The 16,804-nt window shown below is 65.0% G+C and carries 14 protein-coding genes; 7 read left to right on the top strand and 7 right to left on the bottom strand.

From position 1 onward, the window contains the following. The first annotated feature begins 104 nt into the window (after nt 1-104). Entirely contained in the window at nt 105-3,080 is a 2,976-nt protein-coding gene (locus P6U31_RS12495; RefSeq protein WP_407188684.1) for an FAD-binding and (Fe-S)-binding domain-containing protein, read from the top strand. After that, nucleotides 3,073-3,501, top strand: a complete 429-nt coding sequence (locus P6U31_RS12490; protein ID WP_407188683.1) for a GlcG/HbpS family heme-binding protein — start codon at nt 3,073-3,075, stop codon at nt 3,499-3,501. Before P6U31_RS12495 ends, P6U31_RS12490 begins: the two co-directional genes overlap by 8 nt. A 210-nt stretch (nt 3,502-3,711) precedes the next feature. Here the strand turns inward: P6U31_RS12490 and P6U31_RS12485 are convergent, their stop codons facing one another. Together P6U31_RS12485 and P6U31_RS12480 are read right to left on the bottom strand one after the other, a co-directional pair. Beyond that, nucleotides 3,712-4,494 (bottom strand): enoyl-CoA hydratase/isomerase family protein, encoded by a 783-nt coding sequence (locus P6U31_RS12485; protein ID WP_407188681.1) that lies wholly within the window; start codon nt 4,492-4,494, stop codon nt 3,712-3,714. A gap of 135 nt (nt 4,495-4,629) precedes the next feature. Further along, nucleotides 4,630-6,732: a molybdopterin-dependent oxidoreductase gene (locus P6U31_RS12480; RefSeq protein ID WP_407188680.1), complete on the bottom strand. Its 2,103-nt coding sequence runs from the start codon at nt 6,730-6,732 to the stop codon at nt 4,630-4,632. A 236-nt stretch (nt 6,733-6,968) separates the two neighbouring features. Between P6U31_RS12480 and P6U31_RS12475 the strand changes: the two genes are divergently transcribed. Genes P6U31_RS12475 through P6U31_RS12460 form a run of 4 tightly spaced genes read left to right on the top strand, consistent with a single transcriptional unit; the run spans nt 6,969 to nt 11,249 of the window. Then, complete coding sequence (locus P6U31_RS12475) at nt 6,969-7,940, top strand: Bug family tripartite tricarboxylate transporter substrate binding protein (protein ID WP_407188678.1); 972 nt, start codon at nt 6,969-6,971, stop codon at nt 7,938-7,940. A 14-nt stretch (nt 7,941-7,954) separates the two neighbouring features. Next, nucleotides 7,955-8,425: a (2Fe-2S)-binding protein gene (locus P6U31_RS12470; RefSeq protein WP_407188676.1), complete on the top strand. Its 471-nt coding sequence runs from the start codon at nt 7,955-7,957 to the stop codon at nt 8,423-8,425. Continuing rightward, a complete protein-coding gene (locus P6U31_RS12465) occupies nt 8,422-10,554 on the top strand; it encodes a molybdopterin cofactor-binding domain-containing protein (RefSeq protein WP_407188675.1) in 2,133 nt (710 codons plus the stop codon). The genes P6U31_RS12470 and P6U31_RS12465 overlap by 4 nt, the downstream gene beginning before the upstream one ends. After that, nucleotides 10,551-11,249, top strand: a complete 699-nt coding sequence (locus P6U31_RS12460) for a molybdate ABC transporter substrate-binding protein (protein WP_407188673.1) — start codon at nt 10,551-10,553, stop codon at nt 11,247-11,249. Before P6U31_RS12465 ends, P6U31_RS12460 begins: the two co-directional genes overlap by 4 nt. A gap of 8 nt (nt 11,250-11,257) precedes the next feature. Here the strand turns inward: P6U31_RS12460 and P6U31_RS12455 are convergent, their stop codons facing one another. From P6U31_RS12455 to P6U31_RS12440, 4 genes are all read right to left on the bottom strand, one after another. Next, on the bottom strand, nt 11,258-12,064 hold the full coding sequence (locus P6U31_RS12455) for an SDR family NAD(P)-dependent oxidoreductase (protein ID WP_407188671.1): 807 nt from the start codon (nt 12,062-12,064) through the stop codon (nt 11,258-11,260). 23 nt (nt 12,065-12,087) lie between these two features. Next, nucleotides 12,088-13,380: a TRAP transporter large permease gene (locus P6U31_RS12450; protein ID WP_407188669.1), complete on the bottom strand. Its 1,293-nt coding sequence runs from the start codon at nt 13,378-13,380 to the stop codon at nt 12,088-12,090. After that, nucleotides 13,371-13,922 (bottom strand): TRAP transporter small permease, encoded by a 552-nt coding sequence (locus P6U31_RS12445; protein WP_407188667.1) that lies wholly within the window; start codon nt 13,920-13,922, stop codon nt 13,371-13,373. Before P6U31_RS12445 ends, P6U31_RS12450 begins: the two co-directional genes overlap by 10 nt. 68 nt (nt 13,923-13,990) lie before the next feature. After that, the gene (locus tag P6U31_RS12440) at nt 13,991-14,962 is read right to left on the bottom strand and encodes a TRAP transporter substrate-binding protein (RefSeq protein WP_407188666.1); all 972 of its coding nucleotides are present in this window, start codon (nt 14,960-14,962) and stop codon (nt 13,991-13,993) included. Between the two features lie 292 nt (nt 14,963-15,254). Here P6U31_RS12440 and P6U31_RS12435 point away from each other — a divergent pair, with 292 nt between their 5' ends. Continuing rightward, complete coding sequence (locus tag P6U31_RS12435) at nt 15,255-16,031, top strand: cyclase family protein (protein WP_407189834.1); 777 nt, start codon at nt 15,255-15,257, stop codon at nt 16,029-16,031. Between the two features lie 36 nt (nt 16,032-16,067). On the opposite strand, the gene P6U31_RS12430 is transcribed toward P6U31_RS12435, so the two are convergent. Next, the gene (locus tag P6U31_RS12430) at nt 16,068-16,796 is read right to left on the bottom strand and encodes a Crp/Fnr family transcriptional regulator (RefSeq protein WP_407188665.1); all 729 of its coding nucleotides are present in this window, start codon (nt 16,794-16,796) and stop codon (nt 16,068-16,070) included. Between the last annotated feature and the right edge of the window lie 8 nt (nt 16,797-16,804).

Here is a 16,804-nt window from a genome sequence, read left to right as displayed (position 1 = left end):
GGCCGTCGGCTTGCTCCATTTTGCATTCAGAACATATTCGGTCGAGAACCATAATGAATAACTCAGCAAGGCCTAGGCCTCGCTGAGGCAGTCCGGGATCAGGGATGACAAACGCCTCCACACTCGAACAGCGCCTGCGGTCGGAATTGACCGGCGACGTCTTGTTCGACCCCTTCAGCCGCGGCCGCTACGCCACCGACGCCTCGTTCTACCAGATCGTGCCGGCGGGCGTGGTCGTACCCCGGACCATCGATGAGGCGCTGCGCGCGCTGGCGATCGCTCGCGACGAGGGGCTGAAGGTCACCCCGCGCGGCGGCGGCACCTCGCAATGCGGCCAGACCGTCAATGACGGGCTGGTGGTCGATCTCTCGAAGCACCTCAACCGGCTCCTGTCGCTCGACGTCGAGGCCCGCACCTGCGTGGTGGAGCCCGGCATCGTGCTCGACGAGCTCAACCGCCAGCTCAAGAAGCACGGGCTTTGGTTCCCGGTGGACGTCTCCACGGCCTCTCGCGCCACCATCGGCGGCATGGCCGGCAACAATTCCTGCGGCGGCCGCAGCCTGCGCTACGGCACCATGCGCGACAACACACTGTCGATGGAGGCCGCCCTCGCCGACGGCACGCTGAGCCGATACGGCGAGATCTCGCGCGATCTCTCCGATCTCGACGCCGGCGACAGCACTCGGGCCCTGTTCCGCGACATGCTCGATCTCGGAATGCGCGAGGCCGACGAGATCGCCGTGCGCTTCCCAAAGGTGCAGCGCCGCGTCGGCGGCTATAATCTCGATGCGCTGGTGCCGCGCAATGCGCCGAACAACATGGCACACTTGCTGGTCGGCTCCGAAGGCACGCTCGCATTCACCACCAAGGTCGAGCTGAAGCTGTGGCCGGTCATCCGTAACAAGGCGCTCGGCGTCTGCCATTTCGGCAGCTTCTACGAGGCGATGGATGCGGCCCAGCACCTGGTCAAGCTGAAGCCGATCGCGGTGGAGCTGGTCGACCGCACCATGATTGCGCTCGGCCGCGACATCGCGATGTTCAAGCCGATCATCAATGCGGCGATCAAGGACGATCCGGACGCGGTGCTGGTGGTTGAGTTCGCAGAGGAGGACCAGGCGGACAACCTCGTGCGCCTCAAGCAGCTCAGCGAATTGATGGGCGATCTCGGCTTCGGCTGGAATAACGAGCCGCGCAAGTGGGGCGGCGTGGTCGAGATCATCGAGCCGGCGCTGCAGAGCGGCATCGCCGATTTCCGCGCCGCCGGCCTCAACGTCATGATGTCGATGAAGCAGGAGGGCAAGCCCGTCTCCTTCGTCGAGGACTGCGCCGTGCCGCTGCCGCATCTGGCCGACTACACCGCGCGGCTGAATGAGGTGTTCGCCAGACACGGCACCAGCGGCACGATGTACGCGCACGCTTCCGAGGGCTGCCTGCATGTGCGTCCGGTGCTGAACTTGAAGCTGGAGAAGGACGTCAAGGCGATGCGCGCCATCGCCGAAGAGGCGTTTGCGCTGGTACGCGAATACAAGGGCTCGCATTCCGGCGAGCATGGCGACGGCCTGGTACGCTCCGAATTCCACGAGACGATGTTCGGCGAGCGCCTCGTGGCCGACTTCAGGGAAGTGAAGCATCGCTTCGATCCCGATGGCGTGCTCAACCCAGGCAAGATCGTCGATGCGCCCAGGATGGACGACCGCTCGCTGTTTCGCTTCAGGCCCGACTATCGCGTCGGCGAGCTGAAGACCAGGCTCGACTGGTCCGCCTATCCCGGCGCCGGCGGCGGCTTCCAGGGCGCGGTCGAGATGTGCAACAACAACGGCGCCTGCCGCAAGCTCGAGGGCGGGGTGATGTGCCCGTCCTATCGCGCCACGCGCAACGAGAAGGACGTCACGCGCGGCCGCGCCAATACGCTGCGCCTTGCGATCTCCGGCCAGCTCGGCCCGGATGCGCTCGCTTCCGACGAGATGATGGAGACACTGAAACTCTGCGTCTCCTGCAAGGCCTGCCGCCATGAGTGTCCGACCGGCGTCGACATGGCCAAGATGAAGATCGAAGTGCTGGCTGCGCGCGTCGCTTCTCGCGGGCTGACATCGCGCGACCGGCTGGTCGGCTATCTGCCCCGCTATGCCGGCCTCGCCTCGCGCTTCGCGCCGCTGGCGAATTTGCGCAACCGCAGCCCCTTGCTCCGAAAGCTGTTCGAACGCTTTGCCGGCATCAGCGCGCGCCGCACCCTGCCCGCCTTCCGCAGCGATATATTCGCACCGCCGGCGGATGTGGTCGGGCCGGAGAGCGGCCGGGAGGTCGTGCTGTTCGCCGACACTTTCAACCGCATCTATGAGCGCGAAAACCTCGACGCCGCGCTGCGTGTGCTGGCAGCGGGCGGCTATCGCGTGCATCTGCCCAGGCCCGCAAGCGGCAGCCGCCCGCTCTGCTGCGGCCGAACCTTCCTCTCTGCCGGCCTCGTCGACGAAGCGAAGGCCGAGCTCGACCGGCTGGTGAGCGCCTTCGCGCCTTTTGCTGCGCGCGGCGTGCCGATCGTCGGCCTGGAGCCAAGCTGCCTGCTGACGCTGCGGGACGAGCTCGCTTCGCTGCGCAAGGACGCCGACGCCAAGGCAATCGGCGCGCATGCCCTCACCTTCGAGGAGTTTCTGGTGCGCGAAGCCGCAGCCGGAAGGCTGCAACTGCCGCTTGGCCACGTTGCCGAGAAGGCCGTCGTGCACGGCCATTGCCACCAAAAATCCTTCGGCGCCTTCAAGCCGGTCGAGCAGGTGCTGCGTCTCGTTCCCGGCATCGACGTCGAGACCATCGAGTCGAGCTGCTGCGGCATGGCTGGAGCGTTCGGCTATGGCGCCGACACCTATGACGCCTCGATCGAGATGGCCGAACTCTCCCTGCTGCCCACCGTGCGCAAGGCTGATCAGGATACGCTCGTCGTCGCCGACGGCACCTCCTGCCGCCATCAGATCTACGACGGCACGAAGCGCGAGGCGCTTCACGTCGCCCGCGTGTTGGCGATGAGCCTCGATCGTGCCGACAGCAATTCCACCTCAACCGCGACAAAGGAAACCAGCCATGGCTGACCTCACGCTCGACACCGCCCGAAAAATCCTCGACGCCGCCTTCGCGAAGGCCGGCGAACTGAAGCTGAAGCCGTTGGTCGTCACCATCCTGGACGCGCGCGGCGTGCTCAAGATGGCCGCTGCGCAGGACGGCATCAGCCTGATGCGGGCGGAGATCGCGCACGGCAAGGCCTATGGCGCGCTCGCCATGGGCATGGGCTCGCGCGCCCTGTTCCAGCGCGCGCAGGAGCAGGCCTATTTCATCGACGCGGTGAACACGATTGCCAAGGGCGCGCTGGTGCCGGTCCCCGGTGGCGTTCTGATCATGGACGGCACCACGCTGCTCGGCGCCGTCGGCGTGTCCGGCGACACCTCCGACAATGACGAAGCCTGCGCGGTCGCGGGTATCGAGGCCGCGGGGCTTAAGGCGAACGCGGGGTGAGGCCTGGCACGTCGCGTCGTCATATTCCGCCATCGCGGGCTTGTGGCACGCACTTGAAACAGACTCGGTGTCATCGCGCGCGAAAGCGGGCGATCCAGTACTCCGAGATAGTGCGAGAATACGGAAAGGCCGTGGCGTACTGGGTGCCCCGCTCCCGTGCGCAATTGCGCACTAGGCGGGGCTTGACAGCAGATAGCAGTGGCCGCCTTCTCAACGCCCCGTCCAGACCGGCTTCCGCTTCTCGCTGAACGCCTTCAGGCCCTCCTTGGCGTCCTCGGTCATCGCCAGCAGCGCGATCTGGCTTTCGGTGTAGGCGATGCTCTCGTCGAACGACATCGAGGCAATGGCGCGCATTGCGTATTTGCCGCGGCGGATAGCGGTCGGAGATTTGTCGACGATACGGCCGATCAGCCAGTCGACCTTGGCATCGAGCTCGGCGGCGGGCACCACGTAGTTGAGGAGACCTGCAGCGCGCGCGGCCCCGGCGTCGAACGGCTCGCCGGTGAGCGCCCATTCATTCACGAGCCGTGGCGGCGCGATGCGCTGGAGCAGGCTGAGCACCTGCATCGGAAACACGCCGACCTTCACCTCCGGCAGGCCGAAGACGACGTGATCGGCCGCAACCGCCATGTCAGTCATGCACAAAAGGCCCATGCCGCCGGCCATGCAGACGCCGCCGACCCGCGCGATCGCAGGCTTGGTGGCGTTCTGTGACAAACGTAACAGATCGGCATAGTCGACATTTGGCTTGGAATGATCCATCGCGAACGCAGCGCCGGAATTCTGCAAGTCGGCGCCCGCGCAGAACGCCTTGTCGCCCGCACCCGTCAGCACGATGACGCGGACGTCCTTGTCGTCATGCGCGTCGCGATAGCCCTTGGTGATGCCGGCGATGACGTCTCCGTTCAGCGCGTTGCGTTTCTCTGGCCGGTTGATGGTGATCCAGAACGCTTGTCCGCGCTTTTCCGTGATGATGGCAGTGGTGTCGCTCATGGCACGCTCGCTTGCTTAGGCCCGTTTTGCTGCCATTTGCGGCAGGTCGGGCGAAAGGCGCAAGCGCAAACTGCGGCGAGGTGCTGCTTTAGCGCCTCGACGCAATATGCGGGACAATCAGCATGCGAGAGCGGCTCAACCCGCGAGCGCTTTCCTGATCCAGACCTTGTTGTCATGGAATGCAGCCCCGCCGATCGGCGCGACCGTTCCGGCTCCGGTCAGCATGTTGATGCCGCGGCCACCGATATGGTTCTTGTTGGGGTGAACGGATTCGGCGATCAGCACGCCGCGCCTGACGCCGTCGAACAGCGTGGCGATCAGCGTGGTCTCGCCGCGGCTGTTACCGAGCGTCACCGCATCGCCGTCGGCGATGTCGAGTGAGGCCGCATCCAACGGATGGATCATCACGCTCGCCTTGCCCTCGCGCGCCTGCGAGGACGGCGTTTCGTTGAATGTGGTGTTGAGAAAACTGCGCGACGGGCTGGTCGCAAGCCGGAACGGATGCGCCTGGTCGGAGTGCTCGATCACGGCCCAGTGGTCCGGCAGCCTCGGCATGTTGTCGATATCGCCCATCGTCACGCCGAACGGCGGGTGCGCCCAATCCGCCCGGAAGTGGAATTTCCCGTCGGCATGGGCAAAGCCGTCGAGGAAATGCGAGGTGCGGAAGTCCGGCTGCAGGTCGCGCCAGATGTCGGCTTCGAGACCGGCGATGTCGCCATGGCCGCTCAGCTTCAGCGTCGCATCGATCAGTTCGCGCGGCGTCATCTCGAAACCTCGATGCTTGGCACCGAGCCGCGGCGCCAGTGCTTGCAAGACTTCATGGTTGGAGCGGCATTCGCCGGGCGGGTCGATCAGCTTCGGGCCGACCGAAATGTGCTGGTGACCGCCGCCGTAATAGAGGTCGTCGTGCTCCATGAACATGGTGGCCGGCAGCACGATGTCGGCCATCTGCGCCGTCTCGGTCATGAACTGCTCGTGCACCGCCACGAACAGATCCTCGCGCGCGAAGCCCTGCCGGACCAGCGCCTGCTCCGGCGCGACCGTCATCGGATTGGTGTTCTGGATCAGCATCGCCTTGACCGGTCCCCTGCCCTGCAGGGCTCCGGCATCGCCGGTGAGAATGCGGCCGATCTTGGACTGGTCGAGCGCGCGGACTCCAGGATCGATCGCGTCGTGGCCCTCGATGATGGATTCGTTGAAGTGCCACAGCGCGTAATTGTTGAAGAAGGCGCCGCCCCCTTCATACTGCCAGGCGCCAGTCACCGCGGGAATGCAATTTGCCGCGTGCATCTGCGTTGCGCCGTTGCGGCTGCGCGTAAAGCCGTAGCCGAACCGAAAGAAGGTTCGCTTGGTCTCGCCGACCGCTTTCGCAAAGGCCTCGATCTCCGCCACCGGCACGCCGCAAATCGCAGCTGCCCATTCCGGTGTGCGCGTCTTCAGATGTGCCTCGAGCTCGGCAGGACAGTCCGTGTATTTGTCCATATAGGCGCGGTCGGCATAGCCGTCTCGGAACAGGACATGCATGACGCCGCAGGCGAAGGCGCCGTCGGTGCCGGGGCGCAGGATGATCTTGATGTCAGCCTGCTTCATCGTCTCGTTGTCGTAGATGTCGACCGCCGCGATCTTCGCGCCGCGCTCCTTGCGGGCGCGGGAGGCGTGCGTCATCACGTTGACCTGGGTGTTGACGGGATTGGTGCCCCAGATCACGACGAGATCGGACAGCGCCATCTCGCGCGGGTCGACGCCCGCGATCTTGCCGGTGCCAATGGCATAGCCGATGCGGGCGACATTCGCGCAGATGGTCTGATAGAAGCGCGAATATTTCTTCACATGCGTGAGGCGGTTGAGGCCGTCGCGCATCACGAGGCCCATCGTGCCGGCATAGTAATAGGGCCAGATCGATTCGGCGCCGAACTCGCGCTCGGCCGCATTGAAGCAGTGCGCGATCTCGTCGAGCGCCTCGTCCCAGGAGATCCGCGCGAACTGCCCCGAGCCCTTCGGTCCGGTGCGACGCATCGGATACGTCAGCCGCTCGGCGTGATGAATGCGCTCGGCATAACGCGCGACCTTGGCGCAGACGACGCCGGCCGTATAGGTCTGCAGCTTCGAACCACGGACGCGACCGATGCTCCGGCCCTCGATCACCTCGACATCGAGGGCGCAGGCCGAGGGGCAGTCATGCGGGCAGGTCGAATGGCGGATTTCGATCCGGGTGTCGATCTTGGCGTGCTGGTTCATGTCACAGTCCGTAACACCAAAATACCTGTCAGCCGAGGGCATTTATCCGGCAGCGCCCATGCGATTTGCTCAAACCGTGCGCGCCGTGGGTTCCTGCTGCGACCGCGAAGGCAGACCGGCCACACCGAAAGCCACCCGGTATTCCCGGCCCAATCGCCTTTGTGAGGCGTCGACAGTCCGCATCCGCTGCCGCTACAGTGCCGGCCAACAAGAACGACATCAGGGAGGTGGGCATCATGGCCCGAAGATCCGTGCTGGCATTGGCGGCCGGCCTGCTTGCCACGTTCTCCGCAGCCCCCTCATTCGCACAGGACTATCCCAACCATGCAGTCCGGATCGTCGTGCCCTTCGGCGCCGGCGGACCGGCCGACGTCGCGGCCCGGCTGATCGGCAATGTGCTCCAGGAGAGCTTCGGCCAGCCCTTCGTGGTCGAGAACCGCACCGGCGCCGGCGGCGTCATCGGCACGATTGAGGCCGCGAAGTCGCCGGCCGACGGCTACACGCTGCTGATGATGTCCAACACCCAGACCGCGAACGAATCGCTGCTGACACCGGACAAGCGCAAATACGAGCTGATGCGCGACCTCGTGCCGATCGCGCCGGTGAACTATTCCGATCTCGTCATCGTGGTGAACCCGGGTGTTGCGGCAAAGACCCTGCAGGAGTTCATCGCACTCGCCAAAGCGCAACCGAGTAAGCTGAACTATGCCTCCTCGGGCCAAGGCACACCCTACCACATGGCCGGCGAGCTGTTCAAAGCCACGGCCGGCATCGACATCGTCCATGTCCCCTATCGCAATAGCGGCGAGGCGCGCAGCGGCGTGATCGGCGGACAGGTGCAGATGATGATCGACGCGGTGCCGGCGATGGCGCCGAACATCGCCGAGAACCAGGTTCGCGCGCTCGCCACCACCGGCAAGCAGCGCTCGGCCGTGCTGCCGAACGTGCCGACCGCGACCGAGGCCGGCGTTGCCGGCTACGAGGCGACGATCTGGCTCGGCCTGATGGCGCCCGCGGGCACGCCGAAGCCTGTCATCGACAAGCTCAACACCGCCGTCAGCGCAATGGTGAAGCGGCCCGATATCGTCAAGCTCTGGACGGACCAAGGCGCCGTGCCCATGTCGATGACTCCCGCGGAATTCGACAAATTCCTGCGCGGCGACATCGAGAAATGGGCCGACGTCGTCAAGAAGTTCGACAAATCCTGAGGCCGCAGCGCGCAATGACCACCGTCCAGTTCCAGCTCAACGGCGCGGCGACGACCGTGGATGCTGATCCCGATCAGATGCTGCTCGATGTGCTCCGCGGCCGGCTCGGCGTCACGGGTGCGCATTTCGGCTGCGGCGCGGGTGAGTGCGGCGCCTGTTACGTCATGGTCGGCGATCATGCGATGGCCTCCTGCGACTTGCCGATGTGGTCGGTCGCGGGCAAGGACGTCGTCACGGTTGAAGGCCTCGGAACCATCGAGCGACCACACCCGCTGCAACGCGCCTTCATCTCCGAACAGGCCATGCAGTGCGGCTATTGCGTCTCCGGTATCCTCATCAGCGCCGCGGCACTGCTAAAGCGCAATCCATCACCTACGGAGGCGGAAGTCAGGACCGCACTGGACCGCAATTTGTGCCGCTGCGGGTCGCATAACCGCATGGTTCGCGCCGTGCTGCGTGCGGCTGTGGAGATGGCGGCGTCATGAGCACATCGTCCCCTGCCCTGAAACTGCCGGTCAGCCTTGCGGCCAATCCCAAACTGTCGTCCTGGGTGCGATTCACCGAAGACGGCCGCGTCTCGATCTCGCCCGGCAAGGTCGAGATCGGCCAGGGCATCGTCACGGCGCTGGCGCAGATCGCGGCGGACGAGCTCGACGTCGAGACCGCCAGAATAGACATGATCCGCGCCTCGACGGCGGCCAGTCCGAACGAAGGGGTCACCTCGGGCAGCCTGTCGGTCCAGCAGTCCGGCCGCGCCCTTCGGCATGTCTGCGCCGAGGTGCGCCAACGCTTCCTACGCGCCGCATCGGACCGCTTCGGCGTCAACGCCTCGCTGCTCGATGTCGATGACGGAACGATCTCGGGTCCTGGCAATATCAGGACCAGCTATTGGGAACTGGCCGGCGAGGTCTCGCTCGACCGCGATGCCACGGCGGACGTGACTGCAAAGAGCATCGCCAGTCGCACCGTCGCCGGACATTCGGTCCAGCGCATCGACATTCCCGATAAGGTGTTCGCGCGGCCGCGCTTCATTCACGACCTTGCACTGCCGGGACTCCGACATGGACGCGTACTGCGGGCGGACATCTCCGGCGCGAAACTGATCGGGCTCGACGAGAAGGCTGCGCGCGCGGTCCCCGGTCTCGTCGCGATCGTCCGCGATGGCGGCTTTTCCGGCGTGGTCGCCGACAGCGAAGCTGCGGCGGAAGCCGCGCTGAAGGCTCTCCGCAAAGGCGCGACGTGGTCGGCCGGCGAGCCGTTGCCCGATGAAGATGATCTGGCGGGCTTCCTGCGGAGCCAACCGGTCGAGACGACCATCATCGACACCAGGGTGGCAGCAGCGACCGGGAACGCCACGCGCACCCTGCGCCGGCAATATACCCGGCCCTACATCGCGCACGCCTCGATCGCGCCCTCCTGTGCCATGGCGCGATGGGACGGCGAGCGTGTCCACGTCTGGACGCACAGCCAGGGGGTCTATCTGCTGCGTGCCGACCTCGCGATCGTGCTCAAGCTGCCGGTCGAAAGCATCGTGGTGGAGCACATGGAGGGTGCCGGCTGCTACGGGCACAACGCGGCGGACGACGTCGCGCTCGATGCCGTGCTGCTGGCCAAGGCGGCAGGCGGCCGACCGGTGCGGGTGCAATGGTCGCGCCACGACGAGATGTCCCATGCGCCTTTCGGCGCGGCCATGGCCATCGAGATCGAGGCTGACCTCGACAACGACAATGAGATCGTCGGCTGGCGCCACAGGATCTGGAGCAACGGCCACGCCGCAAGGCCCGGACGCGCGGCACGGCCGGCGCTGCTGGCCGCAACCGAGATCGCCAATCCCTATCCCCGCATGATCTCGACCAACCCGCCGGCCGCCAATGGCGGCGGCGGCGACCGCAACTCCGTTCCGCTCTATGATCTCCCGGCCTGGACGATCACAAGCCATCGGCTGCTGACCATGCCGGTGCGCACCTCGGCGCTGCGGACGCTGGGCGGCCAAGCCAACGTGTTCGCGATCGAGTCCCTGCTCGACGAGATCGCCGCCTTGCGCGGCGAAGATCCGATCGCATTTCGCCTGCGGCATCTGCGCGACGAACGGGCGCGCGACGTCATCAGCGCCGCGGCGCGACGTGTTGGATGGAAGCCGCAGAAGCGCCCCGGTATCGGTCACGGCATCGGCTTTGCGCGCTACAAGAACATGGGCGCCTATTGCGCCGCGATTGCCGAGATCGAGGGCGCCGACGATATCCGGGTGAGACGGCTGACGCTGGCGGTCGATGTCGGCGAGGCGATCAACCCGGACGGCGTCATCAATCAGATCGAGGGCGGCGCGATCCAGGCCACCAGCTGGGTGTTGAAGGAGCGCGTCCGTTTTGACCGGACACGCGTCACCTCGACCTCGTGGACGGACTATCCGATCCTGTCCTTCAGCGAGGTACCGGCGGTGGATGTCGAGATCATCCAGCGGCCGGAGATCGAGCCGGTCGGCGCCGGCGAAGCTGCGCACGGCCCGGTGACGGCGGCGATCGCCAATGCCGTCTATGATTGCCTCGGCGTCCGCGTGCGCGACCTGCCGATCACGCGCGACAACATCATTGCAGCCATGGAGCTGGCAACGTGACGGCAATAACCATTTTGAGCGGCGGTGCGGCGCAAGGCCTGGTGCGCGGCCTCGCCGAAACCTTCAAGGCGCGGACCGGCTTCGACATCGATGGCGAATTCGGCGCAGTTGGCATCATGGCCGACAAGCTGCGGGCAGGCATGGCGGCCGATCTCGTAATCCTGACCCAGGCGCTGCTTGCCAAGCTCGCCGAGGAGAAGCTCGCCGTTCCCTCCTCGATCGCCGACGTCGGCCAGGTCGAGACCGCGCTGGCGGTCCGCAACCGCGATCCCAAGTTGATGGTGAAGACCGAGGCCGATTTGCGCGACGCGCTGAGAGGCGCCGACGCGATCTATGTCCCCGACACCAAAGCCTCGACCGCGGGCCAGCACGTCGCAAAGGTGCTGGATCAGCTCGGCATCAGCTATGAGATCGCCTCGCGTCTCAAGATCTTTCCAAACGGCGCGACCGCGATGCGCGAGCTCGCGAATTCCACCGCGACGCGGCCAATTGGATGTACCCAGGCAACCGAGATCATTGCGACAGACGGCATCGTACTATCGGGATCTCTGCCGCCGGGATGCGAGCTTGTGACGATGTACGCGGCCGGTGTGACCGCGCGGGCCGCCCATCCGAAGGAGGCCGCCGCGCTGATCGCGCTGCTGACCGGCACAGATCACAGAGAGTTGCGCCAGCGCGTGGGCTTTGCCGGCTAACGGCCGGCCTATTTGTGCAGCTGGGTGAGACCGGTCGGCGGACCGTCGACAGCGGTCCAACCGCCGTCGACGAACAGCGTGCTGCCGCTGACATAGCTCGCGGCGTCCGAAGCGAGATAGGCAACGGCGGTCGCGACCTCGTCGGCACTGCTCCAGCGGTTGAACACGGTGTGGCCGGCATAGAGATTATAGATGTCGGGCCGTTGCTTGAACGGACCTGTCAGTGCGGTCTCGGCGATGCTCGGCGCGATCGCGTTGACGCGCACGCCGGCATGGCCGACCTCGGAGGCGAAGCCCTTTACGAGGAGGCCAATCGCCGCCTTGGTCGAGCCGTAGACGCCGAGGCCCGGCTCGATGGTCACCGCCCGCACCGAGGAGCAGGCAATGATGCTGCCACCCTTCTGCGCGACCATGATGCGGCCGAAGGCCTGGAAGAAGAAGACCGTGCCCTTGACGTTGAGATTGAGAACGCGGTCGAGGTCCTCCTCGGTATAGTCGAGGATGGTCTTGCGGATGTTGAGGCCCGGCGTCGTCACCGCGATGTCGAGCCGCGGAAATTTCTGCATGAGGGTCTTGGCCAGCGCATTGACGTCCGCAGCGCTCGCGGCGTCGCAGCTAGCGGCTTCTGCCCAGCCGCCCTTGTTGCGAATGCCGGCAGCAGTCGCTTCCGCCGCATCAAGCGCGCGATCGGCGCAGACGATCCGGGCTCCGAGCCCGGCCAGCGCTTCGGCCGACGATTTGCCGATGCCCGAGGCGGCGCCGAGCACCACGGCCGTCTTGCCGGTGAGATCGAAGAGCTTGCGATAGTCCGTCACGAACGAAATCTCCTGTCTTGCCGCTATCCCTTGTAGCCCATCAGCAGGCGCGGCAGCCACAGTGAGAACGCGGGGACGTAGGTCACGAACATCAGAGCTGCGATCAGCGCAGCGTAGAACGGCAGGATGGTGCGCATCACCGCGCCCACCGAGATGCCGCCGATAGCGCAGCCCACGAACTGCGTGGTTCCGACCGGCGGGGTGTTCAGCCCGAGGGCGCAGTTGATCAGCATCAGCATGCCGAACTGCACCGGGTCCATGCCCGCCTTCATCGCGATCGGCAGGAAGATCGGGGTGCAGATCAGGATAGTCGCAGCCATGTCCATGAACGTACCGAGCACGAACAGGATGACGTTGATGAGCAGGAAGATCATCCAGGGTTGCGTCGACACCTTGCTCATCATTTCGCCGGCGAGGTCGGCAACCTCGTAAAGTCCCATCAGATATTGGAACATGGTGGAGACGCCGATCAGCAGCAGGACAACGCCCGTCGTCTTCACCGCCTTGGCGGCGGCGCGCAGGAAGTTGTTCCAGGTCATGGTGCGGTAGATGATGAACGTCAGCAGGATCGTGTAGGTGACCGCGACGGCGGCGGATTCGGTTGCCGTGAAGACGCCCGACAGGATGCCCGCCAGGATGATGCCGACGATAAGCAGCCCGGGCAGCGCGGCCGCGAACGAACGAAAAACCTCGGTCCAGCCAGGAAACTTGCCGGCCGGGTAGCCGCGCTTCACCGCGACGGCGTAAGCGGCGACCAGCATGCACACCATCAGCACGATCGCCGGCAGAAGGCCGGCAGCGATCAGCGCGCCGATCGAGACCTTGCCGCCGGCGGCGAGCGCGTAGATGATCATGTTGTGACTGGTCGGCATCAAGGCTCCCACAAGCGACGCGTGAGTGGTGACGTTGACGGCGTAGTCGGTGTCGAAGCCTTCCTTTTTCATCATCGGGATCATCACCGCGCCCATCGCCGATACGTCGGCCACGGGCGAGCCGGAGACGCCGCCGAACAGGGTACAGGCGACCACGTTCGACATGCCGAGCCCGCCGCGGATGTGCCCGACGAGATTCTTGGCGAGCTGCACGATCTTGTCCGCGACGCCGCCATGCAGCATCAGCTCGCCGCTGAAGACGAAGAAGGGAATGGCGAGGAAGGAGAAGATATTCATCCCCGACATCATCTGCTGGAAGATGACGGCGACCGGCAGCCCCTCATAGAGAATGGTGCAGATTGCCGAGAGGCCGATGGCGAAGGCAACGGGGACGCCGAGGATGAGGAAGCCGAAGAAGGTGGCGCCGAGGATGATCAGTTCCATGAGGGGAGGACCTCTTCGCCACGCAGGAGAGCAATGATGTGCTCGATTGAAAAGGAGACGATCAGAAGGCCGGAGGCGATCAGCGGCACGTAGCGGACGACCTCGGGCAGTCCGAGATTGGGGATCTTCACGGTTCCGACCGACGCTCCAAGGATCCAGCCATTATAGGCCATCGCGATGCCGAACACGGCGACCAGGACGTGGATCGCGAGCTCGATCTTCTCGCGCGCGTGGTCGGGTAGCATCACCAGCAGACTGTCCATGCCGATATGTCCGGCATCGCGCACGCCGACGGCGGCGCCGATCAGCGTGACATACAGGATCAGAACCAGTGCGAGGTTCTCCGTCCAGGTCGGACTGGAATTGAGCACGTAACGTCCGAACACCTGATAGAACACGATGACGACGATGACGAGCAGGCCGGCCACGGACAGATACATGCCGGCCCGAGCAACGGGGGCGTTGATCCGCGTCAGCAAGCCTGTCGACGGATGTGCTGCCGTGTCGTCCTGTTCGTGACTTGCGACGTGGGGGTCTGTCATTCCCGCAGCTCCCTGCGCGGGTCCGGTGTCGCCTCCGCGGCTACACCGGACCCGATGCGGCAATAGGCTTACTTGGAGTCCTGGATGCGCTTGACGAGGCTCTGCAGCTTCTCGTCACCGGCGAACTTCTGATACACCGGCTTCATCGCATCGACGAACTCCGCCTTGTTGGCGATAGGGACGACTTGCACGCCGGCGGCTTCGACGGTCTTGCGGGAGGCCTGCTCACGCTCGTCCCAGAGCTTGCGCATGACGGGCACCGATTCCTTCGCCGCCTTGCGGATCATCGCCTGATCGTCCTTGCTCAGCGTGTCCCAGACCTTCTTGGACATCACGAGGACTTCGGGCGCCAGGGAGTGCTCGGTGATGTTGTAGAACTTGGCGGCCTCGAAATGGCGCGACGACTCGTAGGAGGGCCAGTTGTTCTCGGCAGCATCCACCAGGCCGGTCTTGAGCGCAGTATAGACCTCGCCATACGGCATCGGCGTCGGGTTGGCGCCGAGGCTCTGGATCATGCCGACCCACAGGTCAGACTGCTGGACACGGATCTTCAGACCCTTGAGATCCGCGAGCGACTTGACCGGTGCCTTCACAGTGTAGATCGAGCGCGCACCGCTGTCGTAATAGGCAAGGCCGACCAAGCCCGCGGGCTCCATGGCCGCCAGGATCTCGTCGCCGATCGGACCGTCGAGCACGGTGCGCATGTGCTGCGTGTCACGAAACACGAAGGGCAGGCATAGCGCGATGGTCTCCGGCACGAAATTGTTGAGCGGCGATGCGTTGATCCGCATCATGTCGAGCGCACCGATCTTGAGCTGCTCGATAGTGTCCTTCTCCGAGCCCAGAGCTCCGTTGGGAAACACCTTGACACCGAGCTTGCCGCCGCTCGCCGTCGCGAGCTGCTTGCCCATGAACTTGACGGCCTCGACGGTCGGATAGTCGGCAGGGTGGACGTCGGCGGAGCGGAAGTCGCGGGCGGTCGCCAGGGGCGCCGAGAGTGCCAACGCGACGGCTGTGACGATACCGGTGAGTGTCTTCATCTGGGCGTTCCTCCGGGGTTGATTGTGTCGTTGTCGGGCAGGCTGCAGCCGCCTTGGGTCGCTCCACTCCAACTGTGCAGTCAAGCGCCAATATCGTCCCTAGGGCGGGCGGCATTCCCTGTCCAAGCCAAATCCGGCATCGATCGATGCAACAGTTGTATCGATCAATCTGCCCCAATTCGCATCCTTGTGGAAGGCGCCGGACAGCTTGCGTCGCCGGCACGTTACTTGACGCGGCCGATGGAGGACCCGCAAGATGTCGGAGACAGCGGACCATCTCGAAGGAATGCCTATGCCGCGGAAGCTGATCGATATCTCGGTGCCGCTCAAGAACGACGTGACGGCCGATCCGCCGGGCAACCATCCGACCATCCAATATATCGATCACCAGCAGGGCCTGCCCCGCATGCTGCAATTCTTCGATGGGCTCAAGGCGCAGGATCTGCCGGATGGACAGGGCTGGGCCGTCGAACAGGTCTCGCTGTCGACCCATAACGGCACGCATCTCGATGCGCCCTGGCATTTCCATCCGACCATGAACCGCGGCGAACGGTCATGGACGATCGACGAGGTCCCGCTGGAATGGTGCTTTCAGCCTGGCGTGAAGCTCGACTTCCGGCATCTGCCGGACGGTTACGTGGCGAGCGCCGAGGACGTCGAGAAGGAGCTGAAGCGCATCGGGCACACGCTTTCGCCGCTGGAGATCGTCGTCGTCAACACCGGCGCCGGCGCGAAGTTCGGCAAGGCCGACTACGTCAATTCCGGGTGCGGCATGGGCTATGAAGCCACCATGTATCTGCTCGAACGCGGCGTGCGGCTGACCGGCACCGATGGTTGGAGCTGGGATGCGCCGTTCGTCTACACCGCCAGGAGATACGCAGAAACGAAGAATGCCGGCCTGATCTGGGAGGGTCACAAGGCGGGAAGGCACATCGGCTACTGCCATCTCGAGAAGTTGCACAATCTCGACCAGCTACCCTCGACCGGGTTCACGGTCTCGTGCTTCCCGGTGAAGATCGAACGTGCCTCGGCGGGCTGGACCCGCGCGGTTGCCATCGTCGATAGCTAGAGCGTCGTAAGATCAGGCTGACCGCTGCAATGGAGGTCACGCACCGTCGAGACCGCTCTCGGCGAGTTCGCGCAGCGCATCGGTATCGAGCACGACGATGGCGCCGTGCTCGAGACGAACCCAGTTGCGGCCGGCCCAGGCGCGCAACTGCTTGTTGATGCTCTCGCGCGTCATCCCCACCATCTCGCTGATCTCCTGCTGCGTGATGGCGAGCGTGCCGCTGCCGGAGTCGAGCTTGCGCTCCTCGGTGAGACCGAGCAGCGCGCTCGCGAGCCGGCCCGGCAGATTCTGCAGGATCACCTGCTCGACCTGCTGGCTGGTCCAGCGCAGACGCGCACAGAGCAGCTCAATGAATTTCATCGCCAGTGCTGGCTGGCTCCTCACGAACGGCAGGAAGTCCCTGCGATCGATGATGTAGAGCTCGCAATTGGTGTTGGCGGTCGCATCGGCCGATCTCGGCGCGCCGTCGAGCACCGCAATCTCGCCGAAGATCTCGCCGGGGCCGATCAGGTTGAGGATGGCGTTCCGCCCATCCGGCGAGGAGGAGGAGATCTTGACCGTCCCTGTGATCACCGCGAACAGATTGTTGCCGGGATCGCCCTTGGCGGCGATCATCGCGCCGCGCTTGACGGTGGTGTGCTTGGCATAGCGGCAGAGCTGATCGAGCGCCTCCGGCTCCAGATCCGCGAAGATCGGGTGCTTGCGCAGGACCGATAGTTTGTTGCCCGCCGACTGTCGGGGGTCGCCGGTCTTGTCCTGAGGCACGCCGCGGG

The sequence above is a fragment of the Bradyrhizobium centrosematis genome (genome assembly GCF_045571495.1).
GTDB lineage: Bacteria > Pseudomonadota > Alphaproteobacteria > Rhizobiales > Xanthobacteraceae > Bradyrhizobium > Bradyrhizobium centrosematis.
Note: the sequence above shows the minus strand (reverse complement) of the source record. Positions and strands in the feature narration are given on the sequence as shown.

Excerpts from the sequence above, each read along its gene's own strand:
- P6U31_RS12470 (WP_407188676.1), top strand. The coding sequence starts at position 7,955 with ATGACCACCGTCCAGTTCCAGCTCAACGGCGCGGCGACGACCGTGGAT.
- P6U31_RS12450 (WP_407188669.1), bottom strand. The coding sequence starts at position 13,380 with ATGGAACTGATCATCCTCGGCGCCACCTTCTTCGGCTTCCTCATCCTC.
- P6U31_RS12475 (WP_407188678.1), top strand. The coding sequence starts at position 6,969 with ATGGCCCGAAGATCCGTGCTGGCATTGGCGGCCGGCCTGCTTGCCACG.
- P6U31_RS12495 (WP_407188684.1), top strand. The coding sequence starts at position 105 with ATGACAAACGCCTCCACACTCGAACAGCGCCTGCGGTCGGAATTGACC.
- P6U31_RS12435 (WP_407189834.1), top strand. The coding sequence starts at position 15,255 with ATGCCGCGGAAGCTGATCGATATCTCGGTGCCGCTCAAGAACGACGTG.
- P6U31_RS12490 (WP_407188683.1), top strand. The coding sequence starts at position 3,073 with ATGGCTGACCTCACGCTCGACACCGCCCGAAAAATCCTCGACGCCGCC.
- P6U31_RS12485 (WP_407188681.1), bottom strand. The coding sequence starts at position 4,494 with ATGAGCGACACCACTGCCATCATCACGGAAAAGCGCGGACAAGCGTTC.
- P6U31_RS12445 (WP_407188667.1), bottom strand. The coding sequence starts at position 13,922 with ATGACAGACCCCCACGTCGCAAGTCACGAACAGGACGACACGGCAGCA.
- P6U31_RS12440 (WP_407188666.1), bottom strand. The coding sequence starts at position 14,962 with ATGAAGACACTCACCGGTATCGTCACAGCCGTCGCGTTGGCACTCTCG.
- P6U31_RS12465 (WP_407188675.1), top strand. The coding sequence starts at position 8,422 with ATGAGCACATCGTCCCCTGCCCTGAAACTGCCGGTCAGCCTTGCGGCC.
- P6U31_RS12480 (WP_407188680.1), bottom strand. The coding sequence starts at position 6,732 with ATGAACCAGCACGCCAAGATCGACACCCGGATCGAAATCCGCCATTCG.